The 17,049-nt window shown below is 56.8% G+C and carries 17 protein-coding genes and 1 pseudogene; 8 read left to right on the top strand and 10 right to left on the bottom strand.

Going from position 1 to position 17,049, the window contains the following annotated elements; genetic code table 11:
- Positions 1-4 precede the first annotated feature (4 nt).
- Entirely contained in the window at positions 5-544 is a 540-nt protein-coding gene (locus tag A6013_RS14840) for an isochorismatase family protein (protein WP_069733331.1), read from the top strand.
- Positions 544-1,464, top strand: coding sequence for a GlxA family transcriptional regulator (locus A6013_RS14835; protein ID WP_069733330.1), 921 nt, complete (start codon positions 544-546; stop codon positions 1,462-1,464). Before A6013_RS14840 ends, A6013_RS14835 begins: the two co-directional genes overlap by 1 nt.
- Here A6013_RS14835 and A6013_RS14830 read toward each other — a convergent pair.
- A complete protein-coding gene (locus A6013_RS14830) occupies positions 1,457-2,452 on the bottom strand; it encodes an acyltransferase (RefSeq protein ID WP_069733329.1) in 996 nt (331 codons plus the stop codon). The two genes, A6013_RS14835 and A6013_RS14830, sit on opposite strands and share 8 nt — an antisense overlap.
- Positions 2,453-2,634: 182 nt before the next feature.
- Here A6013_RS14830 and A6013_RS14825 point away from each other — a divergent pair, with 182 nt between their 5' ends.
- From A6013_RS14825 to glyS, 3 genes are all read left to right on the top strand, one after another.
- Positions 2,635-2,940: a YsaB family lipoprotein gene (locus A6013_RS14825; RefSeq protein WP_028015074.1), complete on the top strand. Its 306-nt coding sequence runs from the start codon at positions 2,635-2,637 to the stop codon at positions 2,938-2,940.
- Positions 2,941-3,100: 160 nt separating this feature from the next.
- On the top strand, positions 3,101-4,012 hold the full coding sequence (gene glyQ, locus A6013_RS14820) for a glycine--tRNA ligase subunit alpha (protein WP_069733328.1): 912 nt from the start codon (positions 3,101-3,103) through the stop codon (positions 4,010-4,012).
- 9 nt (positions 4,013-4,021) lie between these two features.
- Positions 4,022-6,091: a glycine--tRNA ligase subunit beta gene (glyS, locus tag A6013_RS14815; RefSeq protein WP_028015075.1), complete on the top strand. Its 2,070-nt coding sequence runs from the start codon at positions 4,022-4,024 to the stop codon at positions 6,089-6,091.
- A gap of 93 nt (positions 6,092-6,184) precedes the next feature.
- On the opposite strand, the gene A6013_RS14810 is transcribed toward glyS, so the two are convergent.
- Both A6013_RS14810 and A6013_RS27780 read right to left on the bottom strand, forming a co-directional pair.
- Positions 6,185-6,562 (bottom strand): hypothetical protein, encoded by a 378-nt coding sequence (locus A6013_RS14810; RefSeq protein ID WP_302622502.1) that lies wholly within the window; start codon positions 6,560-6,562, stop codon positions 6,185-6,187.
- Positions 6,523-6,702 (bottom strand): annotated as a pseudogene (locus A6013_RS27780) (hypothetical protein); the annotation flags it as partial. The pseudogene A6013_RS27780 and the gene A6013_RS14810, both read right to left, overlap by 40 nt.
- 840 nt (positions 6,703-7,542) lie before the next feature.
- Here A6013_RS27780 and A6013_RS14805 point away from each other — a divergent pair.
- The gene (locus A6013_RS14805; protein ID WP_069733326.1) at positions 7,543-9,162 is read left to right on the top strand and encodes an ABC-F family ATP-binding cassette domain-containing protein; all 1,620 of its coding nucleotides are present in this window, start codon (positions 7,543-7,545) and stop codon (positions 9,160-9,162) included.
- A gap of 38 nt (positions 9,163-9,200) precedes the next feature.
- Here the strand turns inward: A6013_RS14805 and A6013_RS14800 are convergent, their stop codons facing one another.
- Positions 9,201-9,488 (bottom strand): HTH-type transcriptional regulator, encoded by a 288-nt coding sequence (locus A6013_RS14800; protein ID WP_028015078.1) that lies wholly within the window; start codon positions 9,486-9,488, stop codon positions 9,201-9,203.
- 331 nt (positions 9,489-9,819) lie between these two features.
- Here A6013_RS14800 and A6013_RS14795 point away from each other — a divergent pair, with 331 nt between their 5' ends.
- Both A6013_RS14795 and cspA read left to right on the top strand, forming a co-directional pair.
- On the top strand, positions 9,820-10,530 hold the full coding sequence (locus A6013_RS14795; RefSeq protein ID WP_028015079.1) for a DUF3053 domain-containing protein: 711 nt from the start codon (positions 9,820-9,822) through the stop codon (positions 10,528-10,530).
- Between the two features lie 246 nt (positions 10,531-10,776).
- Positions 10,777-10,989, top strand: a complete 213-nt coding sequence (gene cspA, locus A6013_RS14790; RefSeq protein ID WP_003860775.1) for an RNA chaperone/antiterminator CspA — start codon at positions 10,777-10,779, stop codon at positions 10,987-10,989.
- A gap of 58 nt (positions 10,990-11,047) precedes the next feature.
- Here cspA and ghrB read toward each other — a convergent pair whose 3' ends face one another.
- From ghrB to A6013_RS14760, 6 genes are all read right to left on the bottom strand, one after another.
- Complete coding sequence (gene ghrB / locus A6013_RS14785; protein WP_063155179.1) at positions 11,048-12,022, bottom strand: glyoxylate/hydroxypyruvate reductase GhrB; 975 nt, start codon at positions 12,020-12,022, stop codon at positions 11,048-11,050.
- A 26-nt stretch (positions 12,023-12,048) separates the two neighbouring features.
- Positions 12,049-13,329 carry an MFS transporter gene (locus A6013_RS14780; RefSeq protein ID WP_028015081.1) on the bottom strand — a complete coding sequence of 427 codons (1,281 nt, stop codon included), beginning with the start codon at positions 13,327-13,329 and terminating at the stop codon, positions 12,049-12,051.
- A gap of 117 nt (positions 13,330-13,446) precedes the next feature.
- Positions 13,447-14,385, bottom strand: a complete 939-nt coding sequence (locus tag A6013_RS14775) for a sugar kinase (RefSeq protein WP_028015082.1) — start codon at positions 14,383-14,385, stop codon at positions 13,447-13,449.
- A gap of 3 nt (positions 14,386-14,388) precedes the next feature.
- A complete protein-coding gene (locus A6013_RS14770) occupies positions 14,389-15,138 on the bottom strand; it encodes a sugar phosphate isomerase/epimerase (protein ID WP_063943234.1) in 750 nt (249 codons plus the stop codon).
- A 103-nt stretch (positions 15,139-15,241) separates the two neighbouring features.
- Positions 15,242-16,258, bottom strand: coding sequence for a LacI family DNA-binding transcriptional regulator (locus A6013_RS14765; protein ID WP_028015084.1), 1,017 nt, complete (start codon positions 16,256-16,258; stop codon positions 15,242-15,244).
- A gap of 114 nt (positions 16,259-16,372) precedes the next feature.
- A complete protein-coding gene (locus A6013_RS14760) occupies positions 16,373-17,035 on the bottom strand; it encodes an OmpA family lipoprotein (RefSeq protein ID WP_008502762.1) in 663 nt (220 codons plus the stop codon).
- Positions 17,036-17,049: the final 14 nt, after the last annotated feature.

The following is a 17,049-nucleotide window of genomic DNA, read 5'->3' as shown; positions in this document are numbered from 1 at the left end:
TATCATGTCACGCATTGCACTCATCAATATTGATACTCAGCAGTCCTTCCATCATCGCCCTTACTGGCAGGAGGACGACATTCCTGTCTTTCAGCAGGCGATGCTGGGGCTGATTGAAGGCTGCCAGGCGCGCGGTATTCCAGTTGTTGATATTTTTCATGTGGATGAAGACGGCCCCTTCACGCTGCAAAGCGGCTATGTCAAACCAATGGCCTTTTTGCGTCATCAGCCGGATGTGGTTTTCCAGAAACACGTCCATAATGCCTTCACGGATACCGGGCTTGATCGCTGGCTGCGCGAGCGTGATATCAACCAGCTGATTATCTGCGGCATTCGCACGGAACAATGCTGTGAAACCACCGCTCGGGTAGCATCCGATCTGGGTTATGCTGTGACGTTTGTGAGCGAGGCAACGCTGACGTTTCCCATGATGTACAAGGGCATTACCCTGAGCGCAGCGGAAATTTGCCATCGTACCGAGACGGTACTGGCCGGGCGTTTTGCCGAAATTAAAACGGTAGCGGAGACGCTGGAGTCACTGTAATGCGCATCGACGTCTGGTTCGTGATGTTACCCGGGGTACTGGCACTGGATATGTCAGGCCCGGCGGAGACCTTTGTGCTGGCTGGCGACGCGTTTCGTCTGCATTACATTGGGCCGCAACCGGACGTGCCGACGTCGATAGGCCTGACGATGGGCGGCATCCAGCCGTTGCCGGAAAGTCTGCCTCCAGGGAGTCTGCTGGTCCTGCCGGGGGTGAGCGACTCCCGCGTTCAGTTCTCAACGCCGCAGGCGCAGCAGATCCAGCACTGGCTAATGCGCCTGCAGCCGGTCATTCAGCGCCGGGATATCACGGTGATGTGCGTCTGTTCTGGTGCGCTGCTGGCGGCGAAATCGGGCCTGCTGAATAACAAACAGTGCACAACCCACCATGACGTTATCAACCGTTTACGCACTGTGGCTCCCACGGCGACGATTAAAGAAAACCGCATTTTTGTGCAGGACGAGAATATCTGGACCAGCGCGGGGATCACGTCGGGCATCGATCTGGCGCTGCATATGATTAACCGCCTGTGCGGTCCCGAAAAGGCGCTGGCCGTGGCGCGCGAGATGGTGGTCTGGTTCCGCCGTTCCGGTGACGATCCCCAGCTTTCACCGTGGCTGCGCTACCGCAACCATCTTCATCCGGCGATCCATCGGGCGCAGGATGCGCTCACCGCCGAGCCGCAAAAAACGTGGAGCTTGCCCGATATCGCCGCACTGGCGCACGTCAGCCCGCGCCATCTCACCCGGCTTTTCCAGACGCATTTAGGGATTAGCGTCCGCGATTATCTGGAGCAGCTGCGTCTGGCGGTGGCGGAGCAGTGGCTGATGCAGGGGCGCGGCGTGGAACAGGCCTCGCTGGCGGCAGGCTTCTCCTCCCCGCGCCAGTACCACCGCGCCCGGCAGCGCAGCGTTAGCTGACGAAGCGGCGCGTGTCGATTTTTTGCAGCAGCATCGACAGCAGCAGGCTGATAACCAGCGTAGCGGCAAAAATCCAGACGATATCCAGCACCGGCCAGCTTTTGAGCTCAACGCCCCTCGTTCGCAGGGCGTGGATCACCAGCGCGTGAAAACCGTAAATTCCCAGCGAGTGCCGCGAGATAAAGCCCAGCACGGGAAGGGGACGCGCATTCAGGGTGTTTTTAACGAGCGTGAGCAGCGATACGGCACAGATAAAGACCATCGGCCCGCAATACAGATACCAGGTATCGGCAAAATTGCCGCGCCACTGAAGCTCATGCAGCGTCCCGCGTGAAATCACCGCCACGCCGGCAATAAACAGCGCTCCGCAGAGCCAGTTCAGACCGCGCTTTTGCGTGTCCATCATCCCGATGGCGCGCCCCAGCATGCCGTAAAGCACGTAGTAGAAGGTGTCGCCGTTGATATAGAGGTTTACCGGCAACCATTCGAAACCGTCGATTTTCTGCGAGACCGTGTTCGGGTTGGCGACGATGCCAATCACCACCATCAGGGCCAGAAGCATTTTCCCGCTGACGTTTTTCACCTGAATGAGCGGAGAGACCAGATAGATAACGATGATGGCGAAGAAGAACCACAGGTGGTAGAAAACCGGTTTTTGCAGCAAATATTTGAGGGATAACCCGGCGTTAATGGAGGTAAACAGGGTGATATAGAGCAGGGCAACGGCGCTGTAGAACCCCAGGCAGGCCACGATGCGGACGAAGTGCCTCGGCTGCGCGCTACGCTCGCCAAAAAAGAGAAAGCCGGAAATCATAAAAAACAGCGGCACGCTGACGCGCGACGCGGAGTTGAGGATATTGGCAATATCCCAGTTAACGGGGCTGATGCTGTGGGCATTCGTGACATACCAGGTCGTCGTGTGGATCATGACCACCATCAGACACGCTATTCCTCGCAGGTTATCAATCCAGTTAATTTTTGACGGCATCAGTTCCTCGTATTCCCTGTAAAGTGAGTGGGACTCCCATTGTCCAAAAGTCTTCGTTTGGAAAATTCTGAGTTTTATGCGCAGGCTTGCCGGGAGACCGCGAGATTCGCAGAATGGCAGACCTTAATCTATAAAAGTGTTGATATTAAAAATAACAGCCGCTGACCAGGACGGTAATAAAAATGATGATGAAGCGTGTGGCATCACTCTTTCTGCTGTTGATGCTGGCAGGATGCAGTGCGCCACAGGAAGTCCCCGTGCAAAAAGCGCAGCAGGGAAAAATAAGCCCGGAGCGTTCGCTGAATATGGAAGCGCTCTGTAAAGAGCGGGCCGCTCGGCGCTATAACTCGGACGTTCAGAAAATTAACGTCATCGGATTCGAGCGCTTTCAGGGCAGCTATGAGCTTAGAGGGTATACTGCGCGTAAAGAGGGCTTTGTCTGCTCGTTTGATGCGGACGGTCAGTTTTTACATCTCTCCATGCGCTAGCCTGCTCGCATAATCAACAACCAGACGCCGCCAGCGTTCTGGCCGGAAGGCTTATTTCCCAATTTTCCCTAAACAACCCCGTTTCGTACTGTATATCTTGCAGCCAGCGGGTATACTGGTCCCTTCCATTTAAAACCACACGTATCCAGCACGAAATACTATGCAAAAGTTTGATACCAAGACCTTCCAGGGCCTGATCCTGACCTTACAGGATTACTGGGCTCGTCAGGGCTGTACCATTGTTCAACCTTTGGACATGGAAGTCGGCGCCGGCACTTCACACCCGATGACCAGCCTGCGCGCGTTGGGCCCAGAGCCAATGGCGACCGCGTATGTGCAGCCTTCCCGTCGTCCGACCGATGGTCGTTACGGTGAAAACCCGAACCGTCTGCAGCATTACTATCAGTTCCAGGTGGTGATTAAGCCATCACCCGACAACATTCAGGAACTGTATCTCGGGTCGCTGAAAGAGCTGGGTATGGATCCAACCGTCCACGACATCCGTTTCGTGGAAGACAACTGGGAAAACCCAACGCTGGGTGCCTGGGGTCTCGGTTGGGAAGTGTGGCTGAACGGCATGGAAGTGACCCAGTTCACCTACTTCCAGCAGGTTGGCGGTCTGGAATGTAAGCCAATCACCGGTGAAATCACCTACGGTCTGGAACGTCTGGCCATGTACATTCAGGGCGTAGACAGCGTTTACGACCTGGTCTGGAGCGACGGCCCGCTGGGTAAAACCACCTACGGCGACGTGTTCCATCAGAACGAAGTGGAGCAATCCACCTATAACTTCGAATACGCGGACGTGGACTTCCTGTTCACCTGCTTCGAGCAGTACGAGAAAGAGGCACAGCAGCTGCTGGCGCTGGAAACTCCGCTGCCGCTGCCTGCCTACGAGCGTATTCTGAAGGCCGCCCACAGCTTCAACCTGCTGGACGCCCGCAAAGCGATCTCCGTGACTGAACGTCAGCGCTACATTCTGCGTATTCGCACCCTGACCAAAGCCGTTGCAGAAGCTTACTACGCGTCCCGTGAAGCCCTTGGCTTCCCGATGTGCAACCGAAACAAATAAGAGGCGGCCATGTCTGAGAAAACTTTCCTGGTGGAAATCGGCACCGAAGAGCTGCCACCAAAAGCCCTGCGCAGCCTGGCTGAATCTTTTGCTGCGAACGTGACCGCCGAGCTGGATAACGCTGGCCTGGCGCACGGTAAAATTGAGTGGTTTGCTGCACCGCGTCGTCTGGCGCTGAAAGTGGCAAATCTGGCGGCGTCTCAGCCGGATCGCGAAGTCGAAAAACGTGGCCCGGCGATTGCCCAGGCGTTTGACGCGGAAGGCAAGCCAAGCAAGGCTGCCGAAGGCTGGGCGCGCGGCTGCGGCATCACCGTCGATCAGGCCGAGCGTCTGACCACCGATAAAGGCGAATGGCTGCTGTATCGTGCCCACGTGAAAGGCGAAAGCGCGGAAGCGCTGCTGCCAAACATGATCGCCACTTCTCTGGCGAAGCTGCCGATTCCTAAGCTGATGCGCTGGGGCGCGTCTGACGTACACTTCGTGCGTCCGGTACACACCGTGACCCTGCTGCTGGGCGACACCGTTATCCCGGCGACCATTCTGGGCGTGGCGTCCGATCGCGTGATCCGCGGCCACCGCTTTATGGGCGAGCCAGAGTTCACCATCGACAATGCCGACCAGTATCCGCAGATCCTGCTGGAACGCGGTAAAGTGATTGCCGACTACGAACAGCGTAAAGCCAAAATTAAAGCGGACGCGGAAGAAGCGGCGCGTAAGATTGGCGGTAATGCCGACCTGAGCGACAGCCTGCTGGAAGAGGTCACTTCTCTGGTGGAATGGCCGGTTGTGCTGACCGCAAAATTCGAAGAGAAATTCCTGGCCGTTCCGGCAGAAGCGCTGGTGTACACCATGAAGGGTGACCAGAAGTACTTCCCGGTTTACGCCAACGACGGCAAGCTGCTGCCAAACTTCATCTTCGTGGCGAACATCGAATCGAAAGATCCGAGCCAGATTATCTCTGGTAACGAGAAAGTGGTGCGCCCGCGTCTGGCGGATGCCGAGTTCTTCTTCAATACCGACCGTAAAAAGCGTCTGGAAGATAACCTGCCGCGCCTGCAGACCGTGCTGTTCCAGCAGCAACTGGGTACGCTGCGCGACAAAACCGACCGTATCGCGGAGCTGTCCGGCTGGATCGCCCGTGAAATCGGTGCCGACGTTAACCACGCGACCCGCGCGGGCCTGCTCTCCAAATGCGACCTGATGACCAACATGGTGTTCGAATTCACCGACACCCAGGGCGTAATGGGCATGCACTACGCGCGTCACGATGGCGAAGCGGAAGACGTGGCCGTAGCTCTGAATGAGCAGTATCAGCCGCGCTTTGCGGGCGACGATCTGCCGTCCAACCCGGTTGCCTGCGCTGTAGCGATTGCCGATAAGATGGACACCCTGGCGGGTATCTTCGGTATCGGCCAGCATCCGAAAGGCGATAAAGACCCGTTTGCGCTGCGTCGTGCCGCGCTGGGCGTGCTGCGCATCATCGTTGAGAAGAACCTGAACCTTGATCTGCAGACCCTGACCGAAGAAGCGGTGCGTCTGTACGGCGACAAGCTGACCAACGCGAACGTTGTGGATGACGTGATCGACTTTATGCTTGGCCGTTTCCGCGCGTGGTATCAGGATGAAGGTTACACCGTCGACACCATTCAGGCGGTGCTGGCGCGTCGTCCAACCCGTCCGGCTGATTTCGATGCGCGTATGAAGGCGGTTTCCCACTTCCGTACCCTGGAAGCGGCATCTGCCCTGGCGGCGGCCAACAAGCGTGTATCCAACATCCTGGCGAAATCCGACGAGACGCTGAACGAGCGCGTAAACGCCGCGACGCTGAAAGAGCCGGAAGAGATCGCCCTGGCGATGCAGGTTGTGGTGCTGCGCGACAAGCTCGAGCCGTACTTCGCGGAAGGTCGTTACCAGGAAGCGCTGGTGGAGCTGGCGGAGCTGCGTGACGTGATCGACGCCTTCTTCGAGAAAGTGATGGTGAACGTAGAAGATAAAGAACTGCGTATTAACCGTCTCTCCATGCTCGAAAAACTGCGCGAGCTGTTCCTGCGCGTGGCGGATATTTCGCTGCTGCAGTAATGTGCCCGTTGTAACAAATGCTAAAAACCCGCTTCGGCGGGTTTTTTTATGGGTCTTTTGTAGACCGGATAAGCGCAGCGCCATCCGGCAGGTTTAGCCGATCGCGATTGTGCCTTCGTCTGTCTGCAGCCAGCGCGGTGCCTTCAGCGTATCAGCAAAGTAGCTGACCAGCTCGCACAGCAAATCTTCCATCACGATTTGAGATTGTCGCGACAGTGAGCCGTTCATCAGCATCTGCGTAAGCTCCTGACAGTAGCGCCCCAGCTGATCGCATTCGGGTTCGAAAGCCGGAACGCGTGACGGGAGTTCCTTCACGGTCAGGCTGGCTTTTAAAGCGTCCGGAACAGGTTCCAGAAGCGTGGGTTGCAGAAGATTCAGACAGGCATAAAGTCTGCCGTAAAGCGCCATTTTTGGGGCGGGTTCTTCGCAATCTACCAGTGCGTCGGTAAAACGTTCGCAGTTATCCGCCAGTTCGGTGAAGTCGGTGGCGTGGTTGAAGGGCAGGGTGAATAAAGAATGAGCTTGGGTTGGGGTAGTAGCCATATTGGCAGCCTCCGATAAGTGATAAAGCTTCCACCACCGGAAATGCTAACTTCGCTGGTGGTGGACTGAACAGAGTTAGCATTACCGGCCTTATCGGATACCGGCGCATCTTTCGATGCCCCTGCTCAGCCCACCATTGAGATGTAGCAAAGCATGCTGCACATAATGTGCCGCCGATAAGATAAGCCAGGATGCTAAACCCGGCACCTGATTTTGCAGGTGCAAAGAGAACTTACTGCTCATCAAAACAGGCGGCAATAGATTTGAGCTATGCCACTGAGGATATTACCATTTCTGGAAAGAGACTCGCAAAATTACCGCAATGAAAAGCATACTGCGGGCAGAGGTCTTACAGCGACGCTATGGTCCGGCTGTAAATCGCTGAGGCGTTTCCTGCAGGCCGGGGCGAGGCGCATGGATGCGCCGAGAGGGCGGGCTTTACAGGGATGTTACCTCCGCCCGTCCCCGATAAGCCGGAAGGAATAAGCCGAAGGTACCGCGTAGCGGCGATTTACCGCCGGGAGCCCGGGTAGCCAGGGTGGTGGCGACTGAGCCACCCTGGCACGTTCACGGGTATTGTCGTTACAGAGTAGCAAGGAACATAAAGTGAACGGAATGACCACCAGAGTCGTATGCTTCCCCTCACCCCAGCCCTCTCCCTCAAGGGAGAGGGGGCCGTCTGTGCAAGCAATATTTGGTGGGGATCCCTCAGCCCAAAGCGAGAGGGAGTACAAATCGTCCAAAATTTAACCTTGAAATGGTCAACCCATTACCGCTATCCTTATCTCCGTTAAATTTCTCGCTCTGGAGCGCCCCCCAAAAATGAACAAACACGACTGATGAATTTCGATCCTTGCTAAACGCCACCGCGTGGGCAGGGGATGTTTTGATTTCATTCAGGAGTGCTTATGGCTCATTTTGCGCAGTCCCCTTCTTTTATTTTGCATCAGGTCACCTGTCAGTTTGCGACGGGCGATACCCTTTTTGGTCCGCTGAGTTTTTCTCTGGAGCCGTCTCTGTGCGCTCTGGTTGGCCGTAACGGCAGCGGGAAAACGCGTCTGCTGCGTCTGCTGGCGGGGCTTGATGAGCCTGCAAGCGGGCATATTGAACGTACCGGAACACATGTCTATGTGGCTCAGCAGCAGGACATTTTGCCGCACACGACGCTGGCTGAGTTGCTCGGGTACGAGTCCATCTTCGCGGCGCGAGCGCGTATCGACAGCGGCGATTACCAGCCTGACGATCTGGAAATGCTTGATGGATTCTGGGATTTAGCTGAACGTCTGGGCGAGGCGTTTGCCCGGGCGAAACTTCCGCCGTTTGATCCAGATAAGCCAGCCGGTGAGCTCAGCGGCGGCGAGCGTATTCGCGCGCTGCTGTGCGGGGCGTTTACGGCTGAAGCGGATTTCCTGCTGCTGGACGAACCGACTAACCATCTGGATCGACAAGGACGGGCGTGGTTCTACGACCAGCTTGCCCGTTATCAGGGCGGCGTGCTCGTCGCCTCCCATGACCGTGAGCTGCTGGCGCAGGTGCCGCGTATTCTTGAGCTAAGCAGCGGTGGGCTGCGCAGCTACGGTGGGAATTATGCGGATTATCAAACCCAGCGCGATGCCGAACAGCAGGCGGCCCGCGCGGCGCTGGAACATGCGGCCACGGAGCGCAAACGCACCCGCGCGCGCATGCAAAAAGAGCATGACGACAGCCAGCGGCGCTCGGCAAAAACATTACGCACCGTCGATACCCTGAATATCGCGTCGTTTGAACGCGTCAAATACAAAGGCGCGGCAAAGGAACGTATTGGCTCCTGGAAAAAACAGCACAGCGAGCAAAATGAAGTCCTGAATGCCGCGGTAAACAAGGCGCGTGAGCGGGTTGAAGAAGATAACCCGGTGATGTTTACCCTGCCGGGGAGTCAGATCCCGGAAGGTAAACAGGTGCTGGTGCTGGAAGATCTGGTGCTGCCGCATGTGCCTGTTCCTCCGCTTAGCTGGCGGATGGACGGGCCAATGCGGGTGGCGCTAAAAGGTCCGAACGGCTGCGGGAAATCGACGCTGTTGAAAGCCATCCTCGGCGACATTAGTCCACGCTCAGGAACCTGTAAGGTGTCGGTCAGCTGTGCTTATCTCGATCAGCATCTTTCCCGGCTCGATCTGTCGCAGTCGGTCATGACGCACCTCAACCTGGGCAATACGCCCCTGGAAGAGGGTATGTTACGCACCCGTTTAGCCCAGCTTCAACTGGGGGCCGACAAAGTCTCGCTCCCGCTGGCGGAACTGAGCGGCGGTGAGCGTCTGAAGGCTGCGCTGGCCTGCGTGCTTTGGCGCGGGGAGGCCACGCAGCTCCTGTTGCTGGATGAACCGACCAACCATCTGGATCTGGCTTCAGTGCAGGCTATTGAAGCGGCGCTGGCTGGTTTCCCCGGCGCGCTGCTGGTGGTGTCACACGATGATGCGTTTTTAAAAGGGTTAACGTTGACGCACGAGATGGTGTGGGAAGAGACGGGCTGGCGTTTCGAGAGCCTTTAAACACAAGCCCCCGCAGAGGCGGGGGCGTTCAAACTTTACTACGCTATCTGTTTGCTGAGTGCAGGGTTGGCCTGAATCAGGCGCATCAGCTTTAACTCGGTTGGGGTGGGTTTCTCTCGTTTTGACTCCCACTCCAGCACCATAGCCACGCTGACACCCATCGCTCTGGCGAATTCTTCAGTTTTCAGTCCTGTCCCTTTGCGCAATTGCTCATATTCTGTAAAGGGATTGGATTTTTGTTGCAGGGTAATGGCCTGCGGTACATCTTTAAAAACGATCTGTTCCAGACTGCTCAGCAGCTCAAACTCAGGATCTTTATATTCCATTGAGAACTCCTCTTAAATCTCACATCGTGATCAAGAACATCAGAGAGCCAATTAAGAATAGTCCCTAATACAAACCAAGGATCGTCACGGCTGTGATTAATCGTGCGGTAACGATCGCTTTACGCGATTCAGCTATCTGGATAGTTATGCTAATTCCCTGATTAACCATATGTCGGCTTCGCCAGGTATTTTTTTGTAAATAGTAAGAAATAAATCGGCAATAGTCGTTTTACATGAAAAGAGTATCTTGCAAGGCTGACCTGGACTATCCTTGTCAGCGTCGGGCACGCGTGTGCCGGTGTGCGCTTTTTTGGGTGAAAGGAGTAATAAAATGGCGACAGGAAAGTCCTGCTCTCGCTGGTTTGCGCCTATTGCGGCGTTGTTGATGGTTGTTAGCCTGAGTGGGTGTTTTGATAAAGAAGGCGATCAGCGCAAAGCGTTTATCGATTTTCTGCAGAATACAGTGATGCGCAGCGGCGAGCGGTTGCCGACGCTGACTGCGGATCAGAAAAAACAGTTTGGCCCCTTTGTGTCCGATTACGCCATTCTTTATGGGTATTCACAGCAGGTGAGCCAGGCGATGGACTCCGGTATCCGCCCGGTAGTGGATAGCGTGAACGCCATCCGTGTTCCCCAGGATTATATGACTCAGCGCGAGCCGCTGCGCCAGTCCAACGGTGCGCTCGGCGTGCTGAGCCAGCAGCTGCAAAATGCGAAAATGCAGGCTGACGCGTCACGTTCTGCGCTGAAGCAGGGCGATGATCTCAAACCGGTCTTCGATAAAGTGTATGAGAAAGTAGTGACGAAACCGTCTGAAGCGATACAACCGCTGATTCCGGCCGCGCAGGTCTTCACTCAGCAGCTGGTTCAGGTCGGGGATTTCATCTCGCAGCAGGGGACACAGGTGAGCTTTGTTGCCAACGGCATTCAGTTCCCAACCTCGCAGCAGGCAAGTCAGTACAATACGCTGATTGGGCCGCTGGCCGCCCAGCACCAGGCCTTTAGCCAGGCGTGGGGCGCAGCAGTCGCTGCTACAGAATAAACCGAAAAACCCCGCCTCAGGCGGGGTTTTTTTCGGCATTCAGAAAATAACGCTTGTCATTCCTCTACCACATCGGTATAACTGTTCGCGTCGGTTTGTTACACAGACCTAAAGCAGTTTAGTAAAGCAGTCCAGATTGTTATCCATAGATACCCTTCGTAGTGACCCTTCCTTCATCGCTTAAAAATCTGTAACGCAATCCATCAAGCCGGAAGGCACAATATATTTGTTAATAAGGTAATTTCTATGTCTGCTAAAATGACTGGTCTGGTTAAATGGTTCAACGCTGATAAAGGTTTCGGCTTCATCACTCCTGACGATGGCTCTAAAGACGTGTTCGTACACTTCTCTGCTATCCAGAACGATGGCTACAAATCTCTGGACGAAGGTCAGAAAGTTTCCTTCACCATCGAAAGCGGCGCTAAAGGCCCAGCAGCTGGTAACGTTGTAAGCCTGTAAGCTTCCAACCCAGTAGCACAAAATTCAAAAACCCGCCTTCTGGCGGGTTTTTTCGTTTCTACTGTTGGATCTGCGGGTTAACGCAGTTCCTGTCTACTTTTCCAGCAAGCGCGGCTATCAGGTTATCTACCGCCGTCGCCGCCATATTGTAGCGCGTCTCGTGGGTAGCAGAGCCGATGTGTGGCAGGGCGACGACGTTTGGCATGCTCAGCAGCGGGGAATCCACCGGAAGCGGCTCCTGCTCAAACACGTCCAGACCCGCGGCGTGGATCTCGCCGTTTTGCAGCGCTTCAATCAGCGCTTGTTCATCCACCACCGGGCCGCGACCCGCGTTGATGAAGATGGCGGACTTCTTCATTTTTTCAAACGCGGATTTGCCAATCAGATGGCGCGTTTCATCCGTCAGCGGCAGGATCAGGCAAACAAAATCGGCTTCCTGCAGCAGCGTATCCAGCTCGCAGTAACGCGCGTTGAAGCGTTCTTCTGCTTCACTGTGATGACGGCGCGCGTTATACAGAATCGGCATGTTGAAGCCGAAATGCGCGCGCTGCGCCAGCGCCAGCCCGATACGCCCCATACCCACGATGCCCAGCGTTTTGCCATGCACATCCACGCCGAACCAGTCCGGCCCAATGCTTTTCGTCCATTCGCCGGCTTTCACACGCTCGGCCACTTCCACTACGCGACGGGCCGTGCTGAGCACCAGCGCCATCAGCGTATCTGCCACGGTTTCCGTCAGGGCATGCGGCGTGTGCATCAGCAGGATTTTACGGGCGTTCAGGGCATCCACGTCGAAATTGTCATAACCCACGGAAACGGTTGAGGTAGCACGAAGCTTCGGCATTTTCTCCAGCAGGGCGACATCCACTTTTTCGCTTGAACCCAGCAGGCCTTCGGCGTTGGCGAACGCATCGGCATGCTGCGCCACGGTCTCCGGGCTCAGGTTCTTCACCTGCGTAACGGTGAAGTGTTCTTCCAGGCGTTTCTGCAGATCTTCCGGCAGAGCTTTATACAAAATGACGGACGGCTTCATGCTAATCTCCGTTGATTTTTAAGGATTCAGGCGTGGCGTGCGCCGACGAGGTGCTGTTGATTATTAGCAGGCTTAACAATCAAAGTAAGCCACACGGAGGCGAAAAGCGCTACCCCCATAAAGATGTACGACGCGGATGGGCTGCCGGTCACACCGTTCAGGTAGCCGACGAACCAGGATCCGCAGAACGACCCCAGCGCGCCCATACTGTTAATCAATGCCATTGCACCGCCCGCGACGTTACGCGGCAGCATTTCCGGGATGATGGCAAAAAACGGACCGTACGGGGCGTACATGGCGGCACCGGCAATCACCAGCAGGGTATAAGAGGCCCAGAAGTGATTCGCGCCCACCGCCCACGAGCCGATGAAGGCGAAAGCGGCAATCAGCAGCAGCGGCCAGACAAACAGCTTGCGGTTTTGCAGCTTGTCCGACGCCCAGGAGACAACGATCATCGCGATGGTCGCGGCGAGATACGGTACGGAAGAGAGCCAGCCCACTTCCACCATGCCGAGGTTCTCGCCGCCGCTGCGGATAATCGACGGCAGCCACAGCACAAAGCCGTACACGCCGATACTCCAGGTAAAGTACTGCGCGCAGAGCAGGATAACGTTGCGGGAGCGGAACGCTTCGCCGTAGTTGCGTACCGCCTTCAGCCCCTGCTGCTCTTTATCCAGTTGCGCCTGCAGCGCGGCTTTTTCATCTTCGGAAAGCCACTTCGCCTGGGCAGGCTTATCTTTTACCAGCACCCACCAGCAGAATGCCCAGATAATTGCGGGTACCCCTTCGATGATAAACATCTCGCGCCAGCCGAAGGACTGGATCAGGTAGCCGGAGACCACCGACATCCACAGTACGGTGACCGGGTTACCGAGGATCAGGAAGGTGTTCGCGCGTGAACGTTCAGATTTGGTAAACCAGTTGCTGATGTAAATCAGCATCGCCGGCATTACCGCTGCCTCAACGACGCCGAGAATAAAGCGAATGGCGGCCAGGGCAGGAATATTGTTCACCACGCCGGTCAGTGACGCGCAGGCGCCCCACAGAATCAGACAGATGAAGATCAGCTTACGCACGCTGCGGCGTTCCGCGTAAATCGCGCCGGGGATCTGGAAGAAGAAGTAGCCCAGGAAGAAAAGGGCACCCAGCAGGGAAGAAATACCTTTGGTGATGCCGAGGTCTTCGGTGATTCCCGCCGCGGACGCGAAGCTGAAGTTGGCACGATCGAGGTACGCCAGGCTGTACGTGATAAACACGATTGGCATGATGTACCACCAGCGTTTTACTGCATTGGTCGAACTGTTCATAGGCTTGCCTCTGTTGTTGAGGTTGTTACCGCCGTTGTCTGTAGGGTACACGGTGGCTTAATTATTTGGTGTGGCATGCTGCCCTCACCCTGGCCCTCTCCCACAGGGAGAGGGAATTTAAACGCCGAGCTCTGCTCGCGTTGGCAATCCTTCGCTGTCGCCCTGCACCTGAATCGCCAGCGAGCCAATCTTATTGCCCCGCGCGACGGCCTGCTGCAGCGGTTTGCCTTCCAGCAGGGCGCTAATGACGCCTACGGCAAAGCCATCGCCCGCGCCGACGGTGTCGACAACGTTCTCAACCTTCACCGCCGCGACCGCGCCCTGTTCGCCGTCTGCCGTTTTGAACCATGCACCATCGGCACCGGTCTTCAGCACCACCGCTTTTACCCCTTGATTCAGATAGAAATCAGCAATGCCTTCCGGCGTATTTTCACCCGTCAGAATCATCCCCTCCTTCAGGCCCGGCAGAACCCAGTCCGCCTGGAACGCAAGGCGGTTCAGCTTCTCGACCATTTCCGCTTCACTTTTCCACAGCACCGGGCGCAAATTCGGATCGAAAGAGATCGTTTTGCCCAGCGACTTCATGGTCGTTGCCGCATGGTCCAGCAGTTCATAGGAACTGTCAGAGAGCGCCGCCGCCACGCCGCTCAGGTGCAGATGGCGCGCGGAGGCAAAATAGCCAGCGTGGTAATCTTCCGTTGAGAGATGGCTTGCCGCCGAACCTTTGCGGAAATACTCCACAATGGGATCGGTTCCATTCTCGACTTTAGATTTAAGCTGAAAGCCGGTAGGAAAGCGTCCGTCCAGGGTGACGCCTGCGGCATCAATATTCTCTTTTTTCAGCGAGTCGAGAACGAAATGGCCAAAGCTGTCATCCCCCACGCGGCTGACCCAGCCGACGTTCAGACCGAGACGCGCCAGGCCGGTCGCGACGTTCAGCTCTGCGCCCGCTACGCGTTTGATAAAGTGCTCTACCGCGCTCAGTTCGCCCGTTTCGGTCGCGACAAACATCGCCATAGCCTCGCCGATCGTGATGGCATCCAGCGTTTTGTGCATGATTTACTCCTCGCGCAGCAGGTTGACGTAATGACGGGTAACGGCGGTTAAATCCGCCCCTTCCAGCGGGAACTCAATACCGCGCGGAGCATCTACAGGCAGCTGGCCGAGCAGATCCAGCCAGCGCGCGTCTGCGCGGTCCGGCGCCACGGCGCGGAAGTTATCTTTATGCGGCACGGCGGCTTTAACGTGGATATAGCTCACCGCAGGGGCCAGGTGACGTGCGGCTTCTTCGGGGGAGTCGCCGACCCACAGCCAGTTGCCCATGTCGAAGGTCAGCGTGACGGGCAACGCCATTTCCCGACAGACGGCCTGGAAGCGCCGCATGGGCGCGAGCTGCCCGCAGTCGGTCTGATCGTTCTCCACGACAAGCGCCATACCGCTGGCATTCAGCAGGGCGCGCAGGGCGTCGAGAGGCTGTGTGTCGCTGAAATGGCCGAGAGAAACCTTCAGCCACAGGGCGTTAAGGGTGTTGGCCTCAGAGAGATAGCGGGGCAGGTCCGGGTTAAGGGTGCCGTCGGGCATAAACAGGGCGGCGGGCGCGGAGTAGCACGCCAGCAGACCCATTAGCTCAATGGATTCGCTCAGTGCAGGCAGCGCCAGCAGCTCTTCACTGTTAAACAGTTCGCGGCGGATCTCCACGCCGTCTGCACCTGCGCCTGCAATAACGGGGAGCATCGCCCGCTGACCGCCTGCCTGTCGCACCTGTTCCGCGCCATACGCGGCGGTGACCACCATGATTTTCCTGCCCATCTTCGGACTCCATCGCAACATATCAATACTATTACGCTAGATGGAACCGGTTCCAAAGAAAAGATCAGGATGTCGAATTTATGATCGCTATCACAAGGGGGAATTAACGGGCGGTGGAGCCGCGAACGATCAGCTCGCCGGAGAAGACCTGCTCGCGTACGGCATCGCGGGTGCCTTCAATACGACGAATCACTTGTTCTACAGCGGCATAGCCAATCTGCCAGGTGGGTTGTTTAAGGGTCGTAATACCCACGCCAGCGAGCTCCGCCCACTCCAGCTCATCAAAGCCCAGCAGACCGATATCGCTGCCCCAGTGCAGGCCAATGCGCTTGAGCGAGCGGGCGACCTGAAGCGTCAGCGCCCCGTTGGCGGAGATAACGGCTTTGCGCATCCCGCGATGGCGGGTATGGAACTGGCGCAGGGTGTTGTCGATCTGGTCGGCTTCGTGAAGCGGCGTTTCGGCATTTTCGGCGATCGCACCGGGATAACGCGCAAGCGTGGCGCGAAATGCCGCCAGGCGGTCGCGTCGGGTATTTACCATGCCCAGCGGTTCGCTCAGGAAAAGAATCGCTTCGAAGCCCTGTTCGATCAGGTGCTCGGTCGCGGTTGTGGCTGCCTGGGTGTTATCCAGCCCGACGACATCGCAGGCGAATTCCGGGATTTTACGGTCGATGAGGACCATGGGCAGGGAGGACTGCTGCAGGCGGTTCAGGCCCTCTTCACGCATGCCTACTGCGTTAACCACAATCCCTTCCACCTGGTAGCTGCGCAGCAGATCGAGATAGTGCAGCTCCTGGTCGACTTCGTTGTTGGTATTACAGACCAGCGGCGTGAAGCCCTTCTCGCGGCAGGCGGCCTCGATACCGCTGAGGACGTTGACGGAGTAGGGGTTGGTGATATCGGCGATAATAAGGCCGATCAAACGGGTGCGACCGCGTTTGAGCCCGCGCGCCATCAGGCTGGGACGATAGTCGAGATCGGCAATGGCCTGTTCAATACGCGCCAGCAATGCGTCGGACAGCAGATGTTTCTCGCCGTTGAGGTAGCGCGAAATGCTGGTTTTACCGGTTTTGGCGGCTTTCGCCACGTCGCTGATGGTGGCCCGGGCTGGTTTGCTCATCGCTGATTTCCCTGAATTTAGTGAGAATACCTTAGCGGGAAAATCAACGATGGCAAGTGGTTCATGCCGGGGTGTGCGGTCTGTTGCCCTCACCCCGGCCCTCTCCCTCGGGGATTACTGAATCGGGCTCAACGTAATCTCTACGCGACGGTTTTGCGCTTTACCTTCCGCCGTGCTGTTGCTGGCGATAGGATTGGCAGGGCCCATGCCGCTGGTGCGGATGCGGTTTGCTTCAACGCCCTGGGTTATCAGGGAGCTGGCCACGGAATCGGCACGCTGCTGAGACAGACGCATGTTCAGATCCTGGCTGCCGGTGCTGTCGGTGTAGCCAATCACGTTCACGGCGGTCTTGTTGTACTCTTTCAGCACCATCGCCACGCCGGTCAGGGTGTTCGCGCCCGCAGGTTTCAGCGTGGCGCTGCTGCTGTCAAAGGTCACGTTGTTCGGCATGTTCAGGATGATGTTATCGCCGCTGCGGGTGACGCTCACGCCGGTTCCCTTCATTTTGTCGCGCAGTTTCGCTTCCTGCACGTCCATGTAATAACCGACGCCGCCGCCCAGCGCCGCACCTGCCGCTGCGCCAATCAGCGCACCTTTGCCGCGGTCTTTCTTGGAGGAGGAGAGTGCCCCAACGCCTGCGCCGACCAGCGAGCCGATACCTGCGCCAATGCCGGATTTACCCGCTTCGCGCTCACCGGTGTAAGGGTTGGTTGTGCAGCCAGAAACAGCCAGTGCACCGCTCACCAGAGCGGCAATAACGAGTACGCGTTTTTTCATCTTCTTTCCTTAAT

This window comes from Enterobacter sp. IF2SW-B1 (assembly GCF_001743375.1).
Taxonomy (GTDB): domain Bacteria; phylum Pseudomonadota; class Gammaproteobacteria; order Enterobacterales; family Enterobacteriaceae; genus Enterobacter; species Enterobacter bugandensis.
Note: the sequence above shows the minus strand (reverse complement) of the source record. Positions and strands in the feature narration are given on the sequence as shown.